Origin of the sequence: Haloarcula marismortui ATCC 43049, from assembly GCF_000011085.1 — an archaeon.
GTDB lineage: Archaea > Halobacteriota > Halobacteria > Halobacteriales > Haloarculaceae > Haloarcula > Haloarcula marismortui.
The window spans coordinates 106,671-120,913 of record NC_006395.1 but is presented as its reverse complement, the minus strand read 5'-3'; the positions used below and the strand labels follow the sequence as shown (position 1 = coordinate 120,913).

The window sequence follows — 14,243 nt, the reverse complement described above, 5'->3', positions numbered from 1 at the left end:
ATAAAGGGGTTCGACTATCGAACTGTCCTACTTCCCGAAGCCAACACGACTCACGTCCAGTCTACCGGTGGTTTCGGTGACCGGCGACACTTACAGCGCGGGCGAGCATACAGCGGGTGATTTCGGGACGCAGAAGCCAGATTTGACTGACAACGGTCGTACAGGTCACTGCACCGGAACAACGCCAGCAATTTGTTCTTTTGTCCCATTGACCGACAGCGGCACAAAATAGCGGAATAGTTCAAATTTTATCGGCAGCACTACTGCTTTCGCTGACTATTCGCCATATCCTTTGACGACCTTATACTCTCAAGACTATGTGGTGGACAATATAAGATAAGAGTGGTAAAACTTATTTTCTCCCTCCCAGACGGCAACACTGTGAACGAAATCATGGACGAACGTTTGGATATTGTGAGTAAAGAACGAGAGATGGCCAAAGATAATGGACATAATAATCCTAACAAGAACCTAGTATCGGAGGGAGACGCATGAATCGCTCGTCTGTCAGCCGCCGTCAGTTCCTCGGCGCGAGCGGGGCCGCACTCGTTACCGGCCTCGCCGGCTGTTCTGCCGGTGAAGGCGGGACCTCGACGGACACCGCGAGCAGTACCGACACGCTCAAAATCGGGGTGCTAGAGGACCAGTCCGGGAACTTCGCCCTCGTCGGCGACCCGAAGGCAAAGGCGTCGATGCTCGCCATCGAGGAAATCAATGCTAACGGCGGTATCGACGGGAAGCAAATCGAGACGTTCCAGCGCGACCCACAGTCGGACAATCAGCGCTATCAGGAACTCACCCGCACGGCGATCAACGAGGAGAACGTCGACGCACTGTGGGCCGGCTACTCCTCAGCAACCCGGGAAGCCATCCGTCCGATAATCGACCGCAACGAACAGCTCTACTTCTACACCACCCAGTACGAGGGCGGCGTCTGTGACGAATTCACCTTCGCGGTCGGCCCGACCGCCCGCCAGCAACTCGGTATCGTCCTCCCGTATCTGGTCGAGGAGTTCGGCCCGGACATCTACACCATTGCGGCTGACTACAACTTCGGCCAGCTCTCCGCGGACTGGGTGAAGGTGCTGGCAAACGAAAACGATGCGAACGTCCTCGGCGAGGAGTTCATCCCGCTGAGCGAGTCCTCCTTCGGGTCGACCATCAACCGGATTCAGGAGGCCGACCCGGACTTCGTGATGTCGATGCTCGTTGGCGCGAACCACACGTCGTTCTACGAGCAGAAGGCCTCGGCCGGTCTCGACGTGCCAATCGGCACTTCGACGGCAATGGCACAGGGATACGAGCACCGACGGCTCGACGCCCCGGCGATGGCCAACATCTACGCGGGCGTCAACTACATGGAGGAGGTGCCGACCGACAGCAACACCGGCGATGGCGGCTTCGTCGACCGATACTTCGAGATGTACCCTGATGCCCCGTACCTCAACGAGGAGGCCGAGACCAACTACTTCTCGACGTATATGTACAAGAAAGCCGTCGAGCAGGCCGGGACCACCGAACAGCCGGAAGTCATCGACGCTCTGGAGTCGGGCATCGAACTCGGCACCGAGGAGGCACCTGAAGCACCGGAGGGTGAGACAATCCGTCTTGACGGCGCGACCCACCACGTCGACCACCACATGTGGATTATGCGCGCCGACGACGACCACAACGTCGAAGCCGTCGAGAACCGCCAGATACCCGAGACGTTCCTCTCGGAGACGGCCGGCTGCAACCTCCCCGAAAACCCGGAACAGACCCAGTACACCCCGGTGGACTACTACGAGGAGGCCGAGTAGGGATGGTAAACGGGATCAACCTCGCGCTTCAGTTCCTCGATAGCTTCGCGTTCATCGTGCTCGCCGCGGCGGGGTTGGCCATCATCTTCGGGATTATGGGCGTCATCAATCTGGCACACGGGGAGTTCATCCTCATCGGTGCCTACACCGCGACGCTGGCCGTGACGCAACTCGGCCTCCCGCTCGTCGTGGCGATGCTCGTTGGCGGCGTGGTCACTGGTCTCTTCGGGATTCTGACCGAGCGGGTCATCATCTCCGGGGCGTGGCCCAACTGGGTCAGCCAGCGGACCCTCGGCCGTGACATCATCGAACCGCTGTATAACCGACTGGCCGATTCGATGGTCGCCACGTTCGGGCTCAGCCTGATACTGACGCAGGGGGCCCGGATTCGGTTCGGGAACTCCATCGACCAGATAGCCACGCCGTTCGGCGCGATCTCGTACGGGGCGTTCTCCTACTCAACGTACCGGATCGTCTTGGCCGGCGTTAGCATCGGGCTGCTCTTGGCTACCTACTACCTGTTCACCCGGACCGACTTCGGGATGCGCGCCCGGGCGACGATACAGGACAAGGAAACGGCACAGGCCATGGGCGTCAACACCGACCGGATGTACATGCTGACGTTCGGCATCGGCTCGGCGCTGGCCGGGCTGACCGGTGCGCTGTTCGCCCCAGTCATCTCGATGCAGCCGACGCTTGGCGACCAGTTCCTGGTCGAGGCGTTCGTCGCCGTCGTCGTCGGCGGGCCGAGCGTCGTTCTCGGGACCGCGCTGTCGGGGGGCGTCCTCGGGGCGATTCTGGCCACGTTCTCGAACCTCTACGGGACGTTCATCGGCCGTATCGCGCTACTCGTCGCTGCGCTCATCGCCCTCCGGTTCCTCCCCGACGGCATCACCGGGTTCATCGAACAACTGCGGAAACGGAGACAGGAGAGCGACTAGATGTCGAGAAACAGTGCAAACGGCGAGGCGAACAGGTCGCTCCCGGGCCGGCTTCGCAGTCGGTTCGAGGGGCCAAACACCATCGGGGAATCGCGTGGGTTCTGGGTCGGCTTCGCCGTCGCTGTGGCGGCGCTCGTCGTCTACCCGGCCTTCGGTGACGGCTCGCAGTTGTCGCTGTTCATGGTGCTGGCCCTGCTGGGGCTTTCGCTGTCGGTCGTCTGGGGCTACTCGGGCGTACTGAGCTTCGGGCAGGTCGTCTTCTTCGGTATCGGGGCCTACACGTTCGGCGTCGTCTCGATCAACTTTGCGACCCCGGGGGGTATCACGGCCGCTGTCGTCGCCGGTATCGTCGGCGGCGGTGTCAGCGCAGCCATACTGGGCTACTTCATGTTCTACGGTGGCGTGCGGGATGTCTACGTGACCATCATCACGCTCGTCTCGACGATCGTCATGCACACCTTCATGGCCCAGACCGCCGGGTCCGAGTGGGCCATTGGTGAGGCGGCACTGGGCGGGTTCAACGGGATGCCGGACATCCCGCTGCTGACGCTCGGCATCGAAGGTGCCTCCTACCAGTTCATCTACAACCCGTTCCCGATGCGGATTATCGGTATCGGATCCTTTGAAATCAGCCCGTTCTACTATCTCGTCCTCCTCCTGCTGGTCGGGACGTACCTCGGGTTGCGGGTCCTCGTTAACTCCGACTACGGCCGCGTGATGGTCGCTGTCCGGGAGGATGAGGACCGCACCGAGATGTTCGGTTACAACGTGACCCGCATCAAGTTCGTCGTGTTCACGCTGGGGGGCGCGCTTGCGGGTCTGTCCGGTGTGCTGTACGCCGCACGGAACGTCTACATCGACCCGACCGTGTTTTCGCTGCTGTTCGCGACGCTGCCGGTCATCTGGGTGAGCATCGGCGGCAGAAAGAGCTTGCTCGGGGCCGTTGTCGCCACGCTCGCCATCGAATACCTCCGCATCTCGATGGCGGGTGAGCTGGCGCTAGTCCTGCTTGGCACCCTGTTGCTGGTGACGATTCTGGTCCTTCCGAGCGGCTTCGTTCCGTGGCTCCACGAGCGGATTGTCGAAACTCGACTCGGTCCGGGCGAAGCTGGCGGGGCCGACGCACCCGACACGCCGAGTGAGGTGAGTGACTAATGAGTGATACTGAAACCGAATCCGACATCGACCCGCTTGGACCGAACGTCCGGCAAACCGCTGCGGAACTGGCAACGGGTGACAGAACGGAGACACTGCTACAGACCGACGGGCTCGTCAAGCAGTTCGGCGGGTTCACCGCCACTGACGACGTGGACTTCTCGGTCGCCGAGGGGGAACTACGCTGTCTCATCGGCCCAAACGGCGCTGGCAAGTCAACGTTACTGAACCTGATTACCGGGACGTACGAGGCCAGCGACGGCAGTATCTACTACAACGGCCACGACATCACTGACCTCGACCCACATGAGCGGGTTTCTCGCGGTATCAGTATGAAATTCCAGGTCCCGTCCGTGTACGGTGACCTGAGTGTCAGAGAGAACGTCAGGCTCCCCGTCCAGCAGTTCGCCGACGGGGAGGAGCGACGGCGGCTGGTCGCCGAGGCTATCGAGGCTGCGGGCCTTACCGGCTACGAGGACGTTGCTGCGTCGCAACTCTCACACGGCCAACAGCAGCAACTGGAAATCGGGATGGCCGCCGCGCTCGAACCCGACCTGCTCCTGCTGGACGAGCCGGTCGCCGGCCTCGACGTGGCCGAACGCGAAGCTATTGCCGAGCGGATCAGGCGGCTCAACGAGGAGGAAGGGATCGCCTTCATTGTTATCGAACACGACACCGACTTCGTCGCGAGCATCGCCGAAGAAGTGACCGTCCTGCACAACGGTGAGGTGTTCCGCGAGGGACCGATTGAAGAAATCGAATCCGACCCAGAGGTCCAGCGGATATATCTGGGAGGTGAGTCATGATGCTCGAACTCGACGAGGTTTCTGCAGCCTACGACACAACGCCGATACTGCGGGATGTGGACCTCTCCGTCGAGGAGGAAGAAATCGTCGGGGTGATGGGGAAAAACGGCGTCGGCAAGACGACGCTGCTGAAGACGGTGATGGGCTTGCTGGAGCCCAGCGAGGGGACCATCAGCTACGACGGCACGGACGTGACTCACGCGAGTGCTGACGAGCGCGCCCGGGCCGGAATCGGCTACATCCCGCAGGGCCGGGACGTGTTCCCCAAGCTAACCGTCGAGCAGAACATCAAGATGGGCGAGACCATCCGGTCGGAGAGCGACGAAACGCTGTACGACCAGATATACGATTACTTCCCCGTGCTCGAAGAACGGGCCAGTCAGGAAGCCGGAACGCTCTCGGGCGGGCAACAGCAGATGCTCGCCATCGGCCGCGCACTGGTCTCGAATCCTGACTTGCTCTTGCTCGATGAACCGTCCGAGGGCATCCAGCCCTCTATCGTCGACCAGATCAGCCAGGATATGCAGACAATCAACGACGACCTCGGGACGACGATTCTGTTCGTTGAGCAGAACCTCGGGGTCATCCGCGAGATGGCCGACCGCTGTTACGCGATGGAGCGTGGCACGGTCGTTGACGAACTCGGTCCGTCGACTATTGCCGACGAGGACGCGATTGCGGAGTACCTCGCGGTCTGAGACGGACTGCCGTCGCCGTTCCACGCTGCTGGCACCCGCCTTCGGACGGTCGCCTGTGGAACGACGGACGGAAGTTCGGACGCGAGTGGACTGTCGGCTACCTAATTCCTTCCTGATTACACGCAAGCAACCGAATCAACAGGAACTTGAGTACCCACTGAACAGACCTGTACACGAATGTCCGATCGTGACTCATGGATATCGAACCTCGGTTTCGTGCTTGCTGCCGTCGGCGGTGCGGCAGGTCTGGGGAACATCTGGCGGTTCCCGTGGCTGACCGCCGGAAACGGTGGCAGTGCGTTCCTCATCGTCTACCTGCTCGTTGTCGTCGGCATCGGCGTCCCAGGATTGCTCGCTGAGTTCGTCCTCGGACGCTGTGGCCGACAGACGCCAACCGCGGCGTTGCGCTCGCTCACCGGCTCCCGCTGGGGGTCGTGGCTGGGCGCGTTTAACGTCCTCACAACGCTCGTCATCCTCTCGTTCTACTCTGTCGTCGGCGGGTGGATCCTTCGCTACACGCTCGTCTCACCGGTTGGGACGTACTTCGGGCAGCCCCAGCAGTACTTCGGGGCAATGAGCTTTGGCCTCGAAGCGGTCGCCTTTCACCTGCTATTCCTCGGTATCGTTGCTGCCATCGTTTTCTTTGGCATAAGCAACGGTATCGAACGCGTCTCGAAGGTGATGCTTCCCGGTGTTGTAATTATCTTGCTCGGCCTCGCTGTGTGGACAGCCACCCAGCCGGGGACGGCCGCCGGCTACGCGTTCTATCTCAGTTTTGACGCCGAATACCTCGCCGCGAACTTCCTGAGCGTTATCGGGCCAGCGGCAGGCCAGGCGCTGTTCACCCTCTCGCTCGGTGCTGGAGTGATGCTAACGTACGCCTCGTATCTGGACGACAACGCATCGCTCCCGCGGGATACACTTGTCATCGCGGTCTCGAACACGTTCATTGGTGTCCTCGCCGGGCTGGTCGTCATTCCGCTGCTGTTTTCCCAGGGCGTCGACCCAGGGCAGGGCGGCCCCGGTGCGCTGTTCGTCGCGCTCGCGACGGCATTCGCGACACTTCCGGGCGGGGAACTCGTCGCGACCGCGTTCTTTGTGACCGTGCTGATGGCTGCGGTGACCAGCGGTATCAGCCTGCTCGAAACGCCGGTGGCAACGCTCGTCGATAGCTTTGGCGTCCCGCGACGCCGGGCCACGGTACTGGTCTCGGTCCTGCTTGCGGCCACTGGGAGCGGGCTGGCACTCACAAGTTCGGTGTTCCAGTTCGTCTCCGGCACGCTCGCAGACCTGATGTTGACCGTCGGGCTGTTCGCATTCACTGTCATCGTCGGCTGGCTGCTGCGCGGGGACGCGCTGGCCGAGTTCCGCGCTGGAACTGCCCGTTTCGAATGGCTAGCCAAGCCGTGGCTTCTGACCGTTAGCTGGGTTCTCCCCGTCGTCGTGTTGTTCCTGTTGACGAACACGCTCGCGTCGCTCGCCGGGATCTCAGTGGGACTTGGCGGTCGAGTGATTATCGCTGTCATCGGCACTGTTGCTCTGGCTGTCGTCGTTCGAAACGGAAGCCGGACCGACCGGCTGAGTTCGCACTAGTCTAACTGTCCTGACTCAGTCTTTCTCCAGAAGCCGTCTAATCGGTGTCCGTGTCACGCATGACTACGGACCACGACAATCTCAACCATTCAAGCCTGAAACGACGGTAAAATTGCCCACCGAGCACAAGTCGATGACTCTCCCTGTCACCAACTCGCCGTTGAGATCAGCCCTGTTCAGACAATGCCTTTCGACGTTCTGTCGTCGGCTGTCGCTAGCACTCCTCGCAACTGCAGTAGCGCTCGCAGACGGGGTTAGCGCAGTCGGGACTGCGCGCTGAGCAGAACTCCCGGCCGTGGGTAATCAGCAGGACGTGCAGCGGATAGGTCAGTTCGTCGGGAATGATTGCGTCTAGCTCGTCGTGGGCGCGCTTGTTCGTTGCTGATTCGGTTACCAGCCCGAACCGCTTGGAGACCCGCTCGACGTGGGTGTCGACAGCCATTGTCGGCTTCCCGAAGTGGAAGTTCAGGACGACGCTGGCGGTCTTTGGGCCGACGCCCTTGATATCGGTGAGCCAGCCTTTCGCCTCGTCGGTTGGCATGGCGTCAAGGAAGGCAAGAGAGTAGGCCCCACCGGTTTCCTCGCGGATGGCCGCAAGCGCCCGCTGAATGCGGGCGGCCTTCTGGTCGGGGAGCCCTGCGACGCGGATGGTGTCGGCCAGTTCGTCGTGGTCTGCCGATTCAATGGCTGCGAAGTCGCTGTATGCCGTGAACAGCGCCTCGGAGGCTCGGCGTGTGTTCTCGTCGGCTACGTTCTGTGAGAGAATCGTCGTCACCAACTGTCGAACTCCTTCGCCAGGGTCGGCGCTGGCGTCGGCGCCGTGGTCGCTTGTGCGTTCGACCGGGCCGTGCAGCGAGACGAGGTCGTCGTGGAGGTCACGAACACTGGCGGCGTCCCACTCCTCAGTCATCGACATACTTCTGCCAAGGCCCAGACCGACTTCAAGACACCGCCCTCGTTCGGTTTCGACTCGAGCCGGTCCACGCTGGCTCTATACCTTGCCAGAGACGGCCTTCGACGGTGACACGCCACTCACTAGACTGTGAGTAGGGAACAGCAAGACCGGTGTCGGGCTGTCTACCAGGGCAAGTCCCCCGTCACTATCAGCAACGGCGTCTAGCGATGGCGCGAGGACAGTCATGGATGGCTTCGCCTGAGCCGACTGAGATATAGGTGTCATTGAGTGTGAATACCTTCTTACCTACACGAAGTGAATGGCCACGTATGGGGATGCGCTGTGAACTCTTTGGACATGAATTTGGAGATTCGAAGATAGAGGAGTCGTACGATGAAGGCGAGCGCGGCACTGTTCTAACCGTTCGGGAATACAGGTCTTGCCAGCGATGTGGACATATCCGCCATATCTCTGAGAATCGAGGCTTGATATCCACCATAGCGGAATCGAAAGCAAATGACGAGCGATCGGACGATGCCGAATACAGAGCCGAAACCGAGCGGCAAGTGGGACGGAGAGAGTATGCAGAGGACGAGACCGAGGCGACGGACACAGGTCAGCCGGCGGAAACGGAATCGACCGATACTCCCGAATCGACTGCAGATGCCTCGGATACGGTCGCAAATCCATCCTCGGATACGGAAATGAGTGATGCGTCATCGGCGGTGACCGCATCGACACCACCGGAGCGGACTGACGATGCCGTGATACTGTCTGAATCAGCGACACAAGAGCCAGATGACGACGGCTCCACGCCGCCGAATAGCGACGATGCAGTCATCATTGATGATGCTTCAGACACTGTGCATCCGTCGTCTGAAACTTCCGAAGGATCAGGTACTGGGAACGGCCAAGACGAGAGTTTGCACACAGCGGACGACCTAGAGAGTACGACAACCGATTCAGACCCCACATATCGGTGCCCAAGATGTGAGTTCGAACTCCCAGTGAATGAATCGTCGTTCTTTCGCGGTGATGTCTGTCCACAGTGTCGAGTCGGTTACCTCGAGGACACATCGGACAGTGAGTCCTAAGCCTTCGACGAGACGTACCCCCCCAGAGAGATGGTCACTATGGAATAGTAGTTTTGCAATGAGCGCCCGCTCAATAGTTCTGGAACAGCAGTTTTCGCACGTCATCTTTCGTCCGTGCGCTCACCGTTGAACCGTCGGGGAGCGTGACTTCGTATGGTTCGTCGGTTTCATCTGACCGAGTCCACTTTTCGTCATGTTCAGTCAGCAAACGGTTCGCGACCGACAGGGTGTCTCCCGGAGCGTTGTTGGGCTCGGCTGCGTCACCGGTTTCGACAGTATCGGGTGCTGGACCAGCCTGTCCCGACGTATCGGTTTGTGTGCTATCGTGTCCGTCGCCGGCCGCATCCGCCGAGTTATCTGGACCAGTTGCCCCTTCTTTATCACCTTCGTCTGCTTTCGTCTCGGACTCGACATCTGCGAGGCGAGTGGCGAGTTCACTTGTCCCAAGCGCCGAGAGCAGCTTCCCTCGCATCTCGTCGGCGTCAATACCACTTCCGGGAACCTCCGACACCTCGGACGCGATGCGTTGGAGTTCCGGATACTCAGCTGAGGCGATTCGCTCGTAGTCGGGACGGCTCAGGCCTTGCTCGCCTTCGAGCTGGTCCGGTGGTGTGTATGTATCGAGGAGGTAGTCCACGACATCTTGCGTACGAATATGACCGTACGTTTCGATGAACGCGTCTTCAAGGTCCTCTTGAATTGCCGTTAAATCCGCCTGTTGTGTGTCCGTAATCTCGATCTCCGGCATTGCCTCAAACATCGGTCGCCCAACTCATAACTCGTTCCCTAGAGGGGGAGAACTGACGGAACCATTGTATAGCAGAGACACGCATACTCTGGTATGCGGTGCCCCCGCTGCGACTCCGACCTCAGCACGTACACGCTTGCGACCGGCAACCAGACAGCGATCGTCTGTGAATCGTGCGGCTTCGCAGACCTCTCTACGTCCCATCACAACGAGGCATCTCCTCCAGAGTCCTGGGAACTCGCTTTTGCCCGGTTCAACCAGCATCCTGATTCTACCCCCGGGAAACCCGAGAATACTGGCCGGACACCCAGCGTCCCGATTCCAGAGAGTGACGAATCCACAGACCGACCAGAGTTCTCGCTTGAACAGGCTGGTGTTGCGGTCGGCATCTCTCTGGGGTCTGATGCTAACACGTTCCGACAGGACGCTGCTGACGAATTGAACCGCGTTATCGACGAGACCGAAAGTGAATCAAGTGGAGACGGTACAGCCAATTTTGATGAGAACGATACGGACAGTCAAAACGCGGACACTGAAGTTGACGAAAACGGGGACGAAACTGAGTAACGCCAAACGTCGGTTGAATTATCTGGAACGAGGACCAGGCACAGATTCTGGCTGATGTCGGCGAGTATTGTGTCGGTGCGGGAGTACCCGTTACTCAGCGGAGGCGTCTGGTTCCTCGGGCTGCTCGGCTTGCCCTTCGCGCTCCTCTTCCGACCGCGCTGCGACGAGTGCTCCCTGTGCGACGCTATACAGTGGATTCTCGGCCTGGCGGACATCGCTGATCGAGAATGGTATCTCGGAGTCATTGATCCGTTCGGCGAACAACTCTTCAAAGCCATCAGGACTCGATGTCCCGCCAGTCACAACGACCGGGACATCCAATCCCTCCTCGACATCTTCCTCATCAACTTCACTGATGATGTTTTCGATGACATAGTCGAGGAGATTGTCGTAATAGATGCTCAATGCACCTTCAATACCACCGACATCCGTCTCAAAGTTGAGTGCGAAGTCTTCTTCTTTGACCGAAGTAACCTTATCTACGGGCGTGCCGGTCGCCTGTGCAGCTTGCTCGTCGATCCAGTCACCACCGCGTGCGATGGAGAACTTCATTACGGGGACTGCATAGTACGACAGACAAACGTTGGTCATCCCAGCGCCAAAGCTGATGCCGAGGCCAGTGAACTCACGATTTGCAAGCTCCGAGTAGATGACGGCCATCCCCTCATTGATCGGCTCTGGGCTGTATCCCATATCAGTAAGGAGTGACTCAACCGTCTTTTGATGATACAGCGTCGAAACATCGGCGTCGATAGGGTCCGCAGGAACCGAGAAAAACAGACGCTCATTCGGGTACTCCGGTTGTCCCACCACCTGTTCAGTGATGAGCTTAATCATCGGAATTGCTGATTGCTCGTCGCTTGAGAGAATCCCGGCCTGCATCGGTCGGCGCGTCTCCTCGCTGAAGATGTTCGCGAAATTCAGGGCGTCATCGCCAACAATATAGACCCGATCATCCTTGCGGATGTGGAGAACGTCACTTCTCGACAGCATTTGTTCGGCCATATCGCTGTAGTCAATTTCAACGAAGGAGTTCCGTTGCTGCACGAATACTGTTTCGTTACCATCTTGACGTGCAGACAGGAGGTTCATCGTACCGACATCGAGACCTTGGGGCATACAGTTGTATTCCTCCTACCAAGTTGAAAAAACTAGCCTATAATATAGAACAAATTACAACTTACGTACCAACTTTGGAGCGAAAGAAGTGTAAGGATATGCTAACATGATAAAAGCAACCCAACAAAACCGCCACAGTAGAGCGTGTATGGGCCAATCAGACTGTTCACTCGAAAAACAATGACCGAAGGCGGCTCATAAGACCTTTTTGCTCTTCGACACCAGTCTCTACATCATCGTCTTCGGCCTGCTCATTCCGGAACTCGGTAAGAGCGTTGACCTGCTCTTCGGTTCCAGTGCTTCGATCCGTATTTGATTGGCCACCTTGCAGCTGCCTGAGTCCATCTACTGCGTCGTCAACATCGTTGCTGTCGGCCCGTGTCGTGGTCGCCTCGGAGTTCTCGATAGCCGTCTGGTCGAGGTCGGAGTCTGTGTCCGGCATATCTAGATTCAGCCGCTTGGTCTTGGGCTGTTGTTCGACGCCGCCCCAGGATAGTTCCGCCCCCTCCATGGCTTGCTCTATGTCGCTGTCTACGTCTGCTTTGCTGACTGACTCTGACTCACTCTCGGCCGAGTCAACCGGCTCGGCTGACTCAGCTGGCGCTGTTGCTCGCTCGAGGTAATGTGCGACCAGTGCCGCTCCTGTCGACGCTACAAGTGTAACTAGGCCAGTAGCGTAGACGCTGATAGTCCAGACGCTACCGTTGATGCCCTCACTGGTCGTCCACCCGTACGGAAAAACATCAACCAGAATCACAGTTGCAGCGAGACAGAACACTGTGCCAGCGGCACTGACAACTCGGGTTTTGAAGCCCACTGGGAGGAGCACGACGACGCTCAATAGCACGGAGGGCAGTCCAATGAACCCGACGACGAGTGCAATCTCCCGGATCTGCCAGTACAGCGTACTCCCGGATTCTAGGACGTTACTGTACAAAAAGAGGCCGAATCCGACGACGGCAAGCGTGACTCCAGCGAAGAAGAGGCCAAACCCGATATAGATGTCTCGCTCTTTATCCGGTTCGCCGATATAATCGCGATAAATCGACCTGAGCCTGTCGCGATAGCCCGACACAGGATCGGCAGATTCAGGGGACCTGTTCGATGTAGATGCAGGGCTCATTCAATTTGTTATTTTGTTCGGATGGGTGTTAAAGATGAGCTTACCCCTTGTCACTCAAACTCTGTTACGATACTTCGAGACGAAAGACGCACCATTCACGGCGGAAATAAAGCCGACAGTTGGCGTTTCCACGCCTGTTCGACAAATCTACGGGCAGAGTATGCCTGTGAGAACAGGTCGTCCGCTGAACCCTGCTCTCCGAACGTGGGAATCCCTGCGCTTCAGCACGGGAGGGTCTCAAGCAGGGCAAGGCGACACGTCGGTTCAGGGACGTGAGGGAGTCACTCCCTCTTCAATAATGATACCGTCGTTCTGAATGTGGATGAAGATGGTCTGTTCAGGCTCATCAGAGACTGTGACGGCAGCGACTGACTCGTGCTGTCCGTCGAGGACGGCCTTGACCTTATAAACGCCATCCTGTAACAAGCTAACCGAACAACCCGACTGACCTGCCAGAAGGTGATAACGTGCTGTATGACACCATTCCTTGTCATCGTATATTTTTATCTGGATATCATGCTCGGCGTCGGTGGCATTTCTGATGTGGAGGTCTTCGCGTGCTAAGCGCCACTCTTCACTGGTCGCCGAGAGGAGTGTTCGACTGTTGGAGGGCATGTCGACATCGTGCCTATGTTATAGCTGAAATATATATTTTAAGAATAAATAGCGAAGATACACGTCGGGCAGTCTGCAACTCACATATATGCGCACAACCACTACCCGGTGATTGCTACTTATTCATGTCTAACCTAGCGAAGCAGATTCTCAAGATACTGGAAGCACAAGGAAACGAAATGGCATCTGTGATGTTCGTGCTTGACCAGTTAGAGAAAGCGGAGACCCAGTTCTCCATGGCGGAGTTTGATGAGACGGTTGACCAACTTCGTAGAGATGGCGTTGTCCGGGTCACGAACAGTTCCGACCCCCGAAATAACTGGCAACTCCAACGGCGGTAGCAGCCCGACAAGAGCAAGATGATGGGTACGCAGTTACTGATGAGGTGTGATAGAAGGCTCCGAGTAAACGTGGGTAGCTCCTCGTTATGGGCTTCGAGTTCTGCAATCTCGTCGTTTAACTGCTCTTATCATCTGCAGCGCCACTGGCTGCAATGTTGTCCATGTGCCTGATGCCGTCGATACGCCTGCGGCCACTCACCCTGCCAGCGGTCGTACCACGTCGGATTTTTATCTATCCATCACCTTCATAATTATATGCAATTTTACGAGGATATCGTGGTCGGCGACGTCCGGCAGTCGGATGGATACACTGTGTCGAAATCCGAAATCACCGAATTCGGCGAAAAGTATGACCCGCAACCGTTTCACACCGACGAGGAGGCAGCGAAAGACTCAGTCTTTGGCGGACTAGTCGCCTCTGGGTGGCAGACCGCCGCGATCTGTATGCGTCTCAACGTCGAGACCAGCAAGGACATGGCGACACAGGCTGGCGTCGGCGTCGACAATCTCCGCTGGCATCAGCCACTCCAGCCCGGTGACACGCTACGATTACGAACCGAAATCATCGACAAGCGACCCTCCGACAGTGACCCGAGCCGGGGGTACCTCACCGCCCGCCACGAAGGACTGAATCAGGACGATGAACTGGTCATCTCATACGAGGCGACAGCCATGATCCGCCGCGAGACCGACGAGTGACGACAGGGTCAGGCAGTCTGTGATACCTGTGTGGCAGACCGGTCGTTCCG

General features: G+C 58.4%; 15 protein-coding genes. 10 read left to right on the top strand and 5 right to left on the bottom strand.

The window, feature by feature from the left end; genetic code table 11:
- The first annotated feature begins 491 nt into the window (after positions 1–491).
- The 6 genes from RR_RS02815 to RR_RS02790 all read left to right on the top strand — a co-directional run bounded on the left by RR_RS02815 (position 492) and on the right by RR_RS02790 (position 6,992).
- Positions 492–1,799 (top strand): urea ABC transporter substrate-binding protein, encoded by a 1,308-nt coding sequence (locus RR_RS02815; RefSeq protein WP_004965723.1) that lies wholly within the window; start codon positions 492–494, stop codon positions 1,797–1,799.
- Positions 1,800–1,801: 2 nt separating this feature from the next.
- Entirely contained in the window at positions 1,802–2,740 is a 939-nt protein-coding gene (gene urtB / locus RR_RS02810) for an urea ABC transporter, permease protein UrtB (RefSeq protein WP_004965724.1), read from the top strand.
- Entirely contained in the window at positions 2,741–3,895 is a 1,155-nt protein-coding gene (gene urtC / locus RR_RS02805) for an urea ABC transporter, permease protein UrtC (protein WP_011222584.1), read from the top strand.
- Positions 3,895–4,701, top strand: coding sequence for an ABC transporter ATP-binding protein (locus RR_RS02800; RefSeq protein ID WP_004965728.1), 807 nt, complete (start codon positions 3,895–3,897; stop codon positions 4,699–4,701). The genes urtC and RR_RS02800 overlap by 1 nt, the downstream gene beginning before the upstream one ends.
- Complete coding sequence (locus RR_RS02795; RefSeq protein WP_049938626.1) at positions 4,701–5,399, top strand: ABC transporter ATP-binding protein; 699 nt, start codon at positions 4,701–4,703, stop codon at positions 5,397–5,399. The genes RR_RS02800 and RR_RS02795 overlap by 1 nt, the downstream gene beginning before the upstream one ends.
- A 177-nt stretch (positions 5,400–5,576) precedes the next feature.
- Entirely contained in the window at positions 5,577–6,992 is a 1,416-nt protein-coding gene (locus RR_RS02790) for a sodium-dependent transporter (protein WP_004965731.1), read from the top strand.
- A 214-nt stretch (positions 6,993–7,206) separates the two neighbouring features.
- Here RR_RS02790 and nth read toward each other — a convergent pair whose 3' ends face one another.
- Positions 7,207–7,908: an endonuclease III domain-containing protein gene (gene nth, locus RR_RS02785; RefSeq protein WP_004965732.1), complete on the bottom strand. Its 702-nt coding sequence runs from the start codon at positions 7,906–7,908 to the stop codon at positions 7,207–7,209.
- A 308-nt stretch (positions 7,909–8,216) separates the two neighbouring features.
- On the opposite strand from nth, the gene RR_RS02780 reads away from it, so the two are divergent.
- Entirely contained in the window at positions 8,217–8,981 is a 765-nt protein-coding gene (locus tag RR_RS02780; protein WP_011222582.1) for a DUF7093 family protein, read from the top strand.
- Positions 8,982–9,051: 70 nt separating this feature from the next.
- On the opposite strand, the gene RR_RS02775 is transcribed toward RR_RS02780, so the two are convergent.
- A complete protein-coding gene (locus RR_RS02775; RefSeq protein WP_011222581.1) occupies positions 9,052–9,741 on the bottom strand; it encodes a hypothetical protein in 690 nt (229 codons plus the stop codon).
- 81 nt (positions 9,742–9,822) lie between these two features.
- Between RR_RS02775 and RR_RS02770 the strand changes: the two genes are divergently transcribed.
- Positions 9,823–10,296 carry a hypothetical protein gene (locus RR_RS02770; RefSeq protein WP_011222580.1) on the top strand — a complete coding sequence of 158 codons (474 nt, stop codon included), beginning with the start codon at positions 9,823–9,825 and terminating at the stop codon, positions 10,294–10,296.
- Between the two features lie 90 nt (positions 10,297–10,386).
- Here RR_RS02770 and RR_RS02765 read toward each other — a convergent pair whose 3' ends face one another.
- The 3 genes from RR_RS02765 to RR_RS02755 all read right to left on the bottom strand — a co-directional run bounded on the left by RR_RS02765 (position 10,387) and on the right by RR_RS02755 (position 13,153).
- Positions 10,387–11,415: a hypothetical protein gene (locus RR_RS02765; RefSeq protein ID WP_004965739.1), complete on the bottom strand. Its 1,029-nt coding sequence runs from the start codon at positions 11,413–11,415 to the stop codon at positions 10,387–10,389.
- 166 nt (positions 11,416–11,581) lie between these two features.
- Positions 11,582–12,490, bottom strand: coding sequence for a DUF7139 domain-containing protein (locus tag RR_RS02760; RefSeq protein WP_049938539.1), 909 nt, complete (start codon positions 12,488–12,490; stop codon positions 11,582–11,584).
- 312 nt (positions 12,491–12,802) lie between these two features.
- Positions 12,803–13,153, bottom strand: coding sequence for a hypothetical protein (locus tag RR_RS02755; protein ID WP_011222578.1), 351 nt, complete (start codon positions 13,151–13,153; stop codon positions 12,803–12,805).
- A gap of 125 nt (positions 13,154–13,278) precedes the next feature.
- Here RR_RS02755 and RR_RS02750 point away from each other — a divergent pair, with 125 nt between their 5' ends.
- Positions 13,279–13,494, top strand: coding sequence for a hypothetical protein (locus RR_RS02750; protein ID WP_004965744.1), 216 nt, complete (start codon positions 13,279–13,281; stop codon positions 13,492–13,494).
- Between the two features lie 255 nt (positions 13,495–13,749).
- Positions 13,750–14,193 carry a MaoC family dehydratase gene (locus tag RR_RS02745; RefSeq protein ID WP_007188468.1) on the top strand — a complete coding sequence of 148 codons (444 nt, stop codon included), beginning with the start codon at positions 13,750–13,752 and terminating at the stop codon, positions 14,191–14,193.
- Positions 14,194–14,243: the final 50 nt, after the last annotated feature.

Excerpts from the sequence above, each read along its gene's own strand:
- RR_RS02745 (WP_007188468.1), top strand. The coding sequence starts at position 13,750 with ATGCAATTTTACGAGGATATCGTGGTCGGCGACGTCCGGCAGTCGGAT.
- RR_RS02755 (WP_011222578.1), bottom strand. The coding sequence starts at position 13,153 with ATGCCCTCCAACAGTCGAACACTCCTCTCGGCGACCAGTGAAGAGTGG.
- RR_RS02765 (WP_004965739.1), bottom strand. The coding sequence starts at position 11,415 with ATGCCCCAAGGTCTCGATGTCGGTACGATGAACCTCCTGTCTGCACGT.
- urtC (WP_011222584.1), top strand. The coding sequence starts at position 2,741 with ATGTCGAGAAACAGTGCAAACGGCGAGGCGAACAGGTCGCTCCCGGGC.
- RR_RS02815 (WP_004965723.1), top strand. The coding sequence starts at position 492 with ATGAATCGCTCGTCTGTCAGCCGCCGTCAGTTCCTCGGCGCGAGCGGG.
- RR_RS02750 (WP_004965744.1), top strand. The coding sequence starts at position 13,279 with ATGTCTAACCTAGCGAAGCAGATTCTCAAGATACTGGAAGCACAAGGA.
- RR_RS02800 (WP_004965728.1), top strand. The coding sequence starts at position 3,895 with ATGAGTGATACTGAAACCGAATCCGACATCGACCCGCTTGGACCGAAC.
- RR_RS02770 (WP_011222580.1), top strand. The coding sequence starts at position 9,823 with ATGCGGTGCCCCCGCTGCGACTCCGACCTCAGCACGTACACGCTTGCG.
- RR_RS02775 (WP_011222581.1), bottom strand. The coding sequence starts at position 9,741 with ATGTTTGAGGCAATGCCGGAGATCGAGATTACGGACACACAACAGGCG.
- urtB (WP_004965724.1), top strand. The coding sequence starts at position 1,802 with ATGGTAAACGGGATCAACCTCGCGCTTCAGTTCCTCGATAGCTTCGCG.
- nth (WP_004965732.1), bottom strand. The coding sequence starts at position 7,908 with ATGTCGATGACTGAGGAGTGGGACGCCGCCAGTGTTCGTGACCTCCAC.
- RR_RS02790 (WP_004965731.1), top strand. The coding sequence starts at position 5,577 with ATGTCCGATCGTGACTCATGGATATCGAACCTCGGTTTCGTGCTTGCT.
- RR_RS02795 (WP_049938626.1), top strand. The coding sequence starts at position 4,701 with ATGCTCGAACTCGACGAGGTTTCTGCAGCCTACGACACAACGCCGATA.
- RR_RS02780 (WP_011222582.1), top strand. The coding sequence starts at position 8,217 with ATGGGGATGCGCTGTGAACTCTTTGGACATGAATTTGGAGATTCGAAG.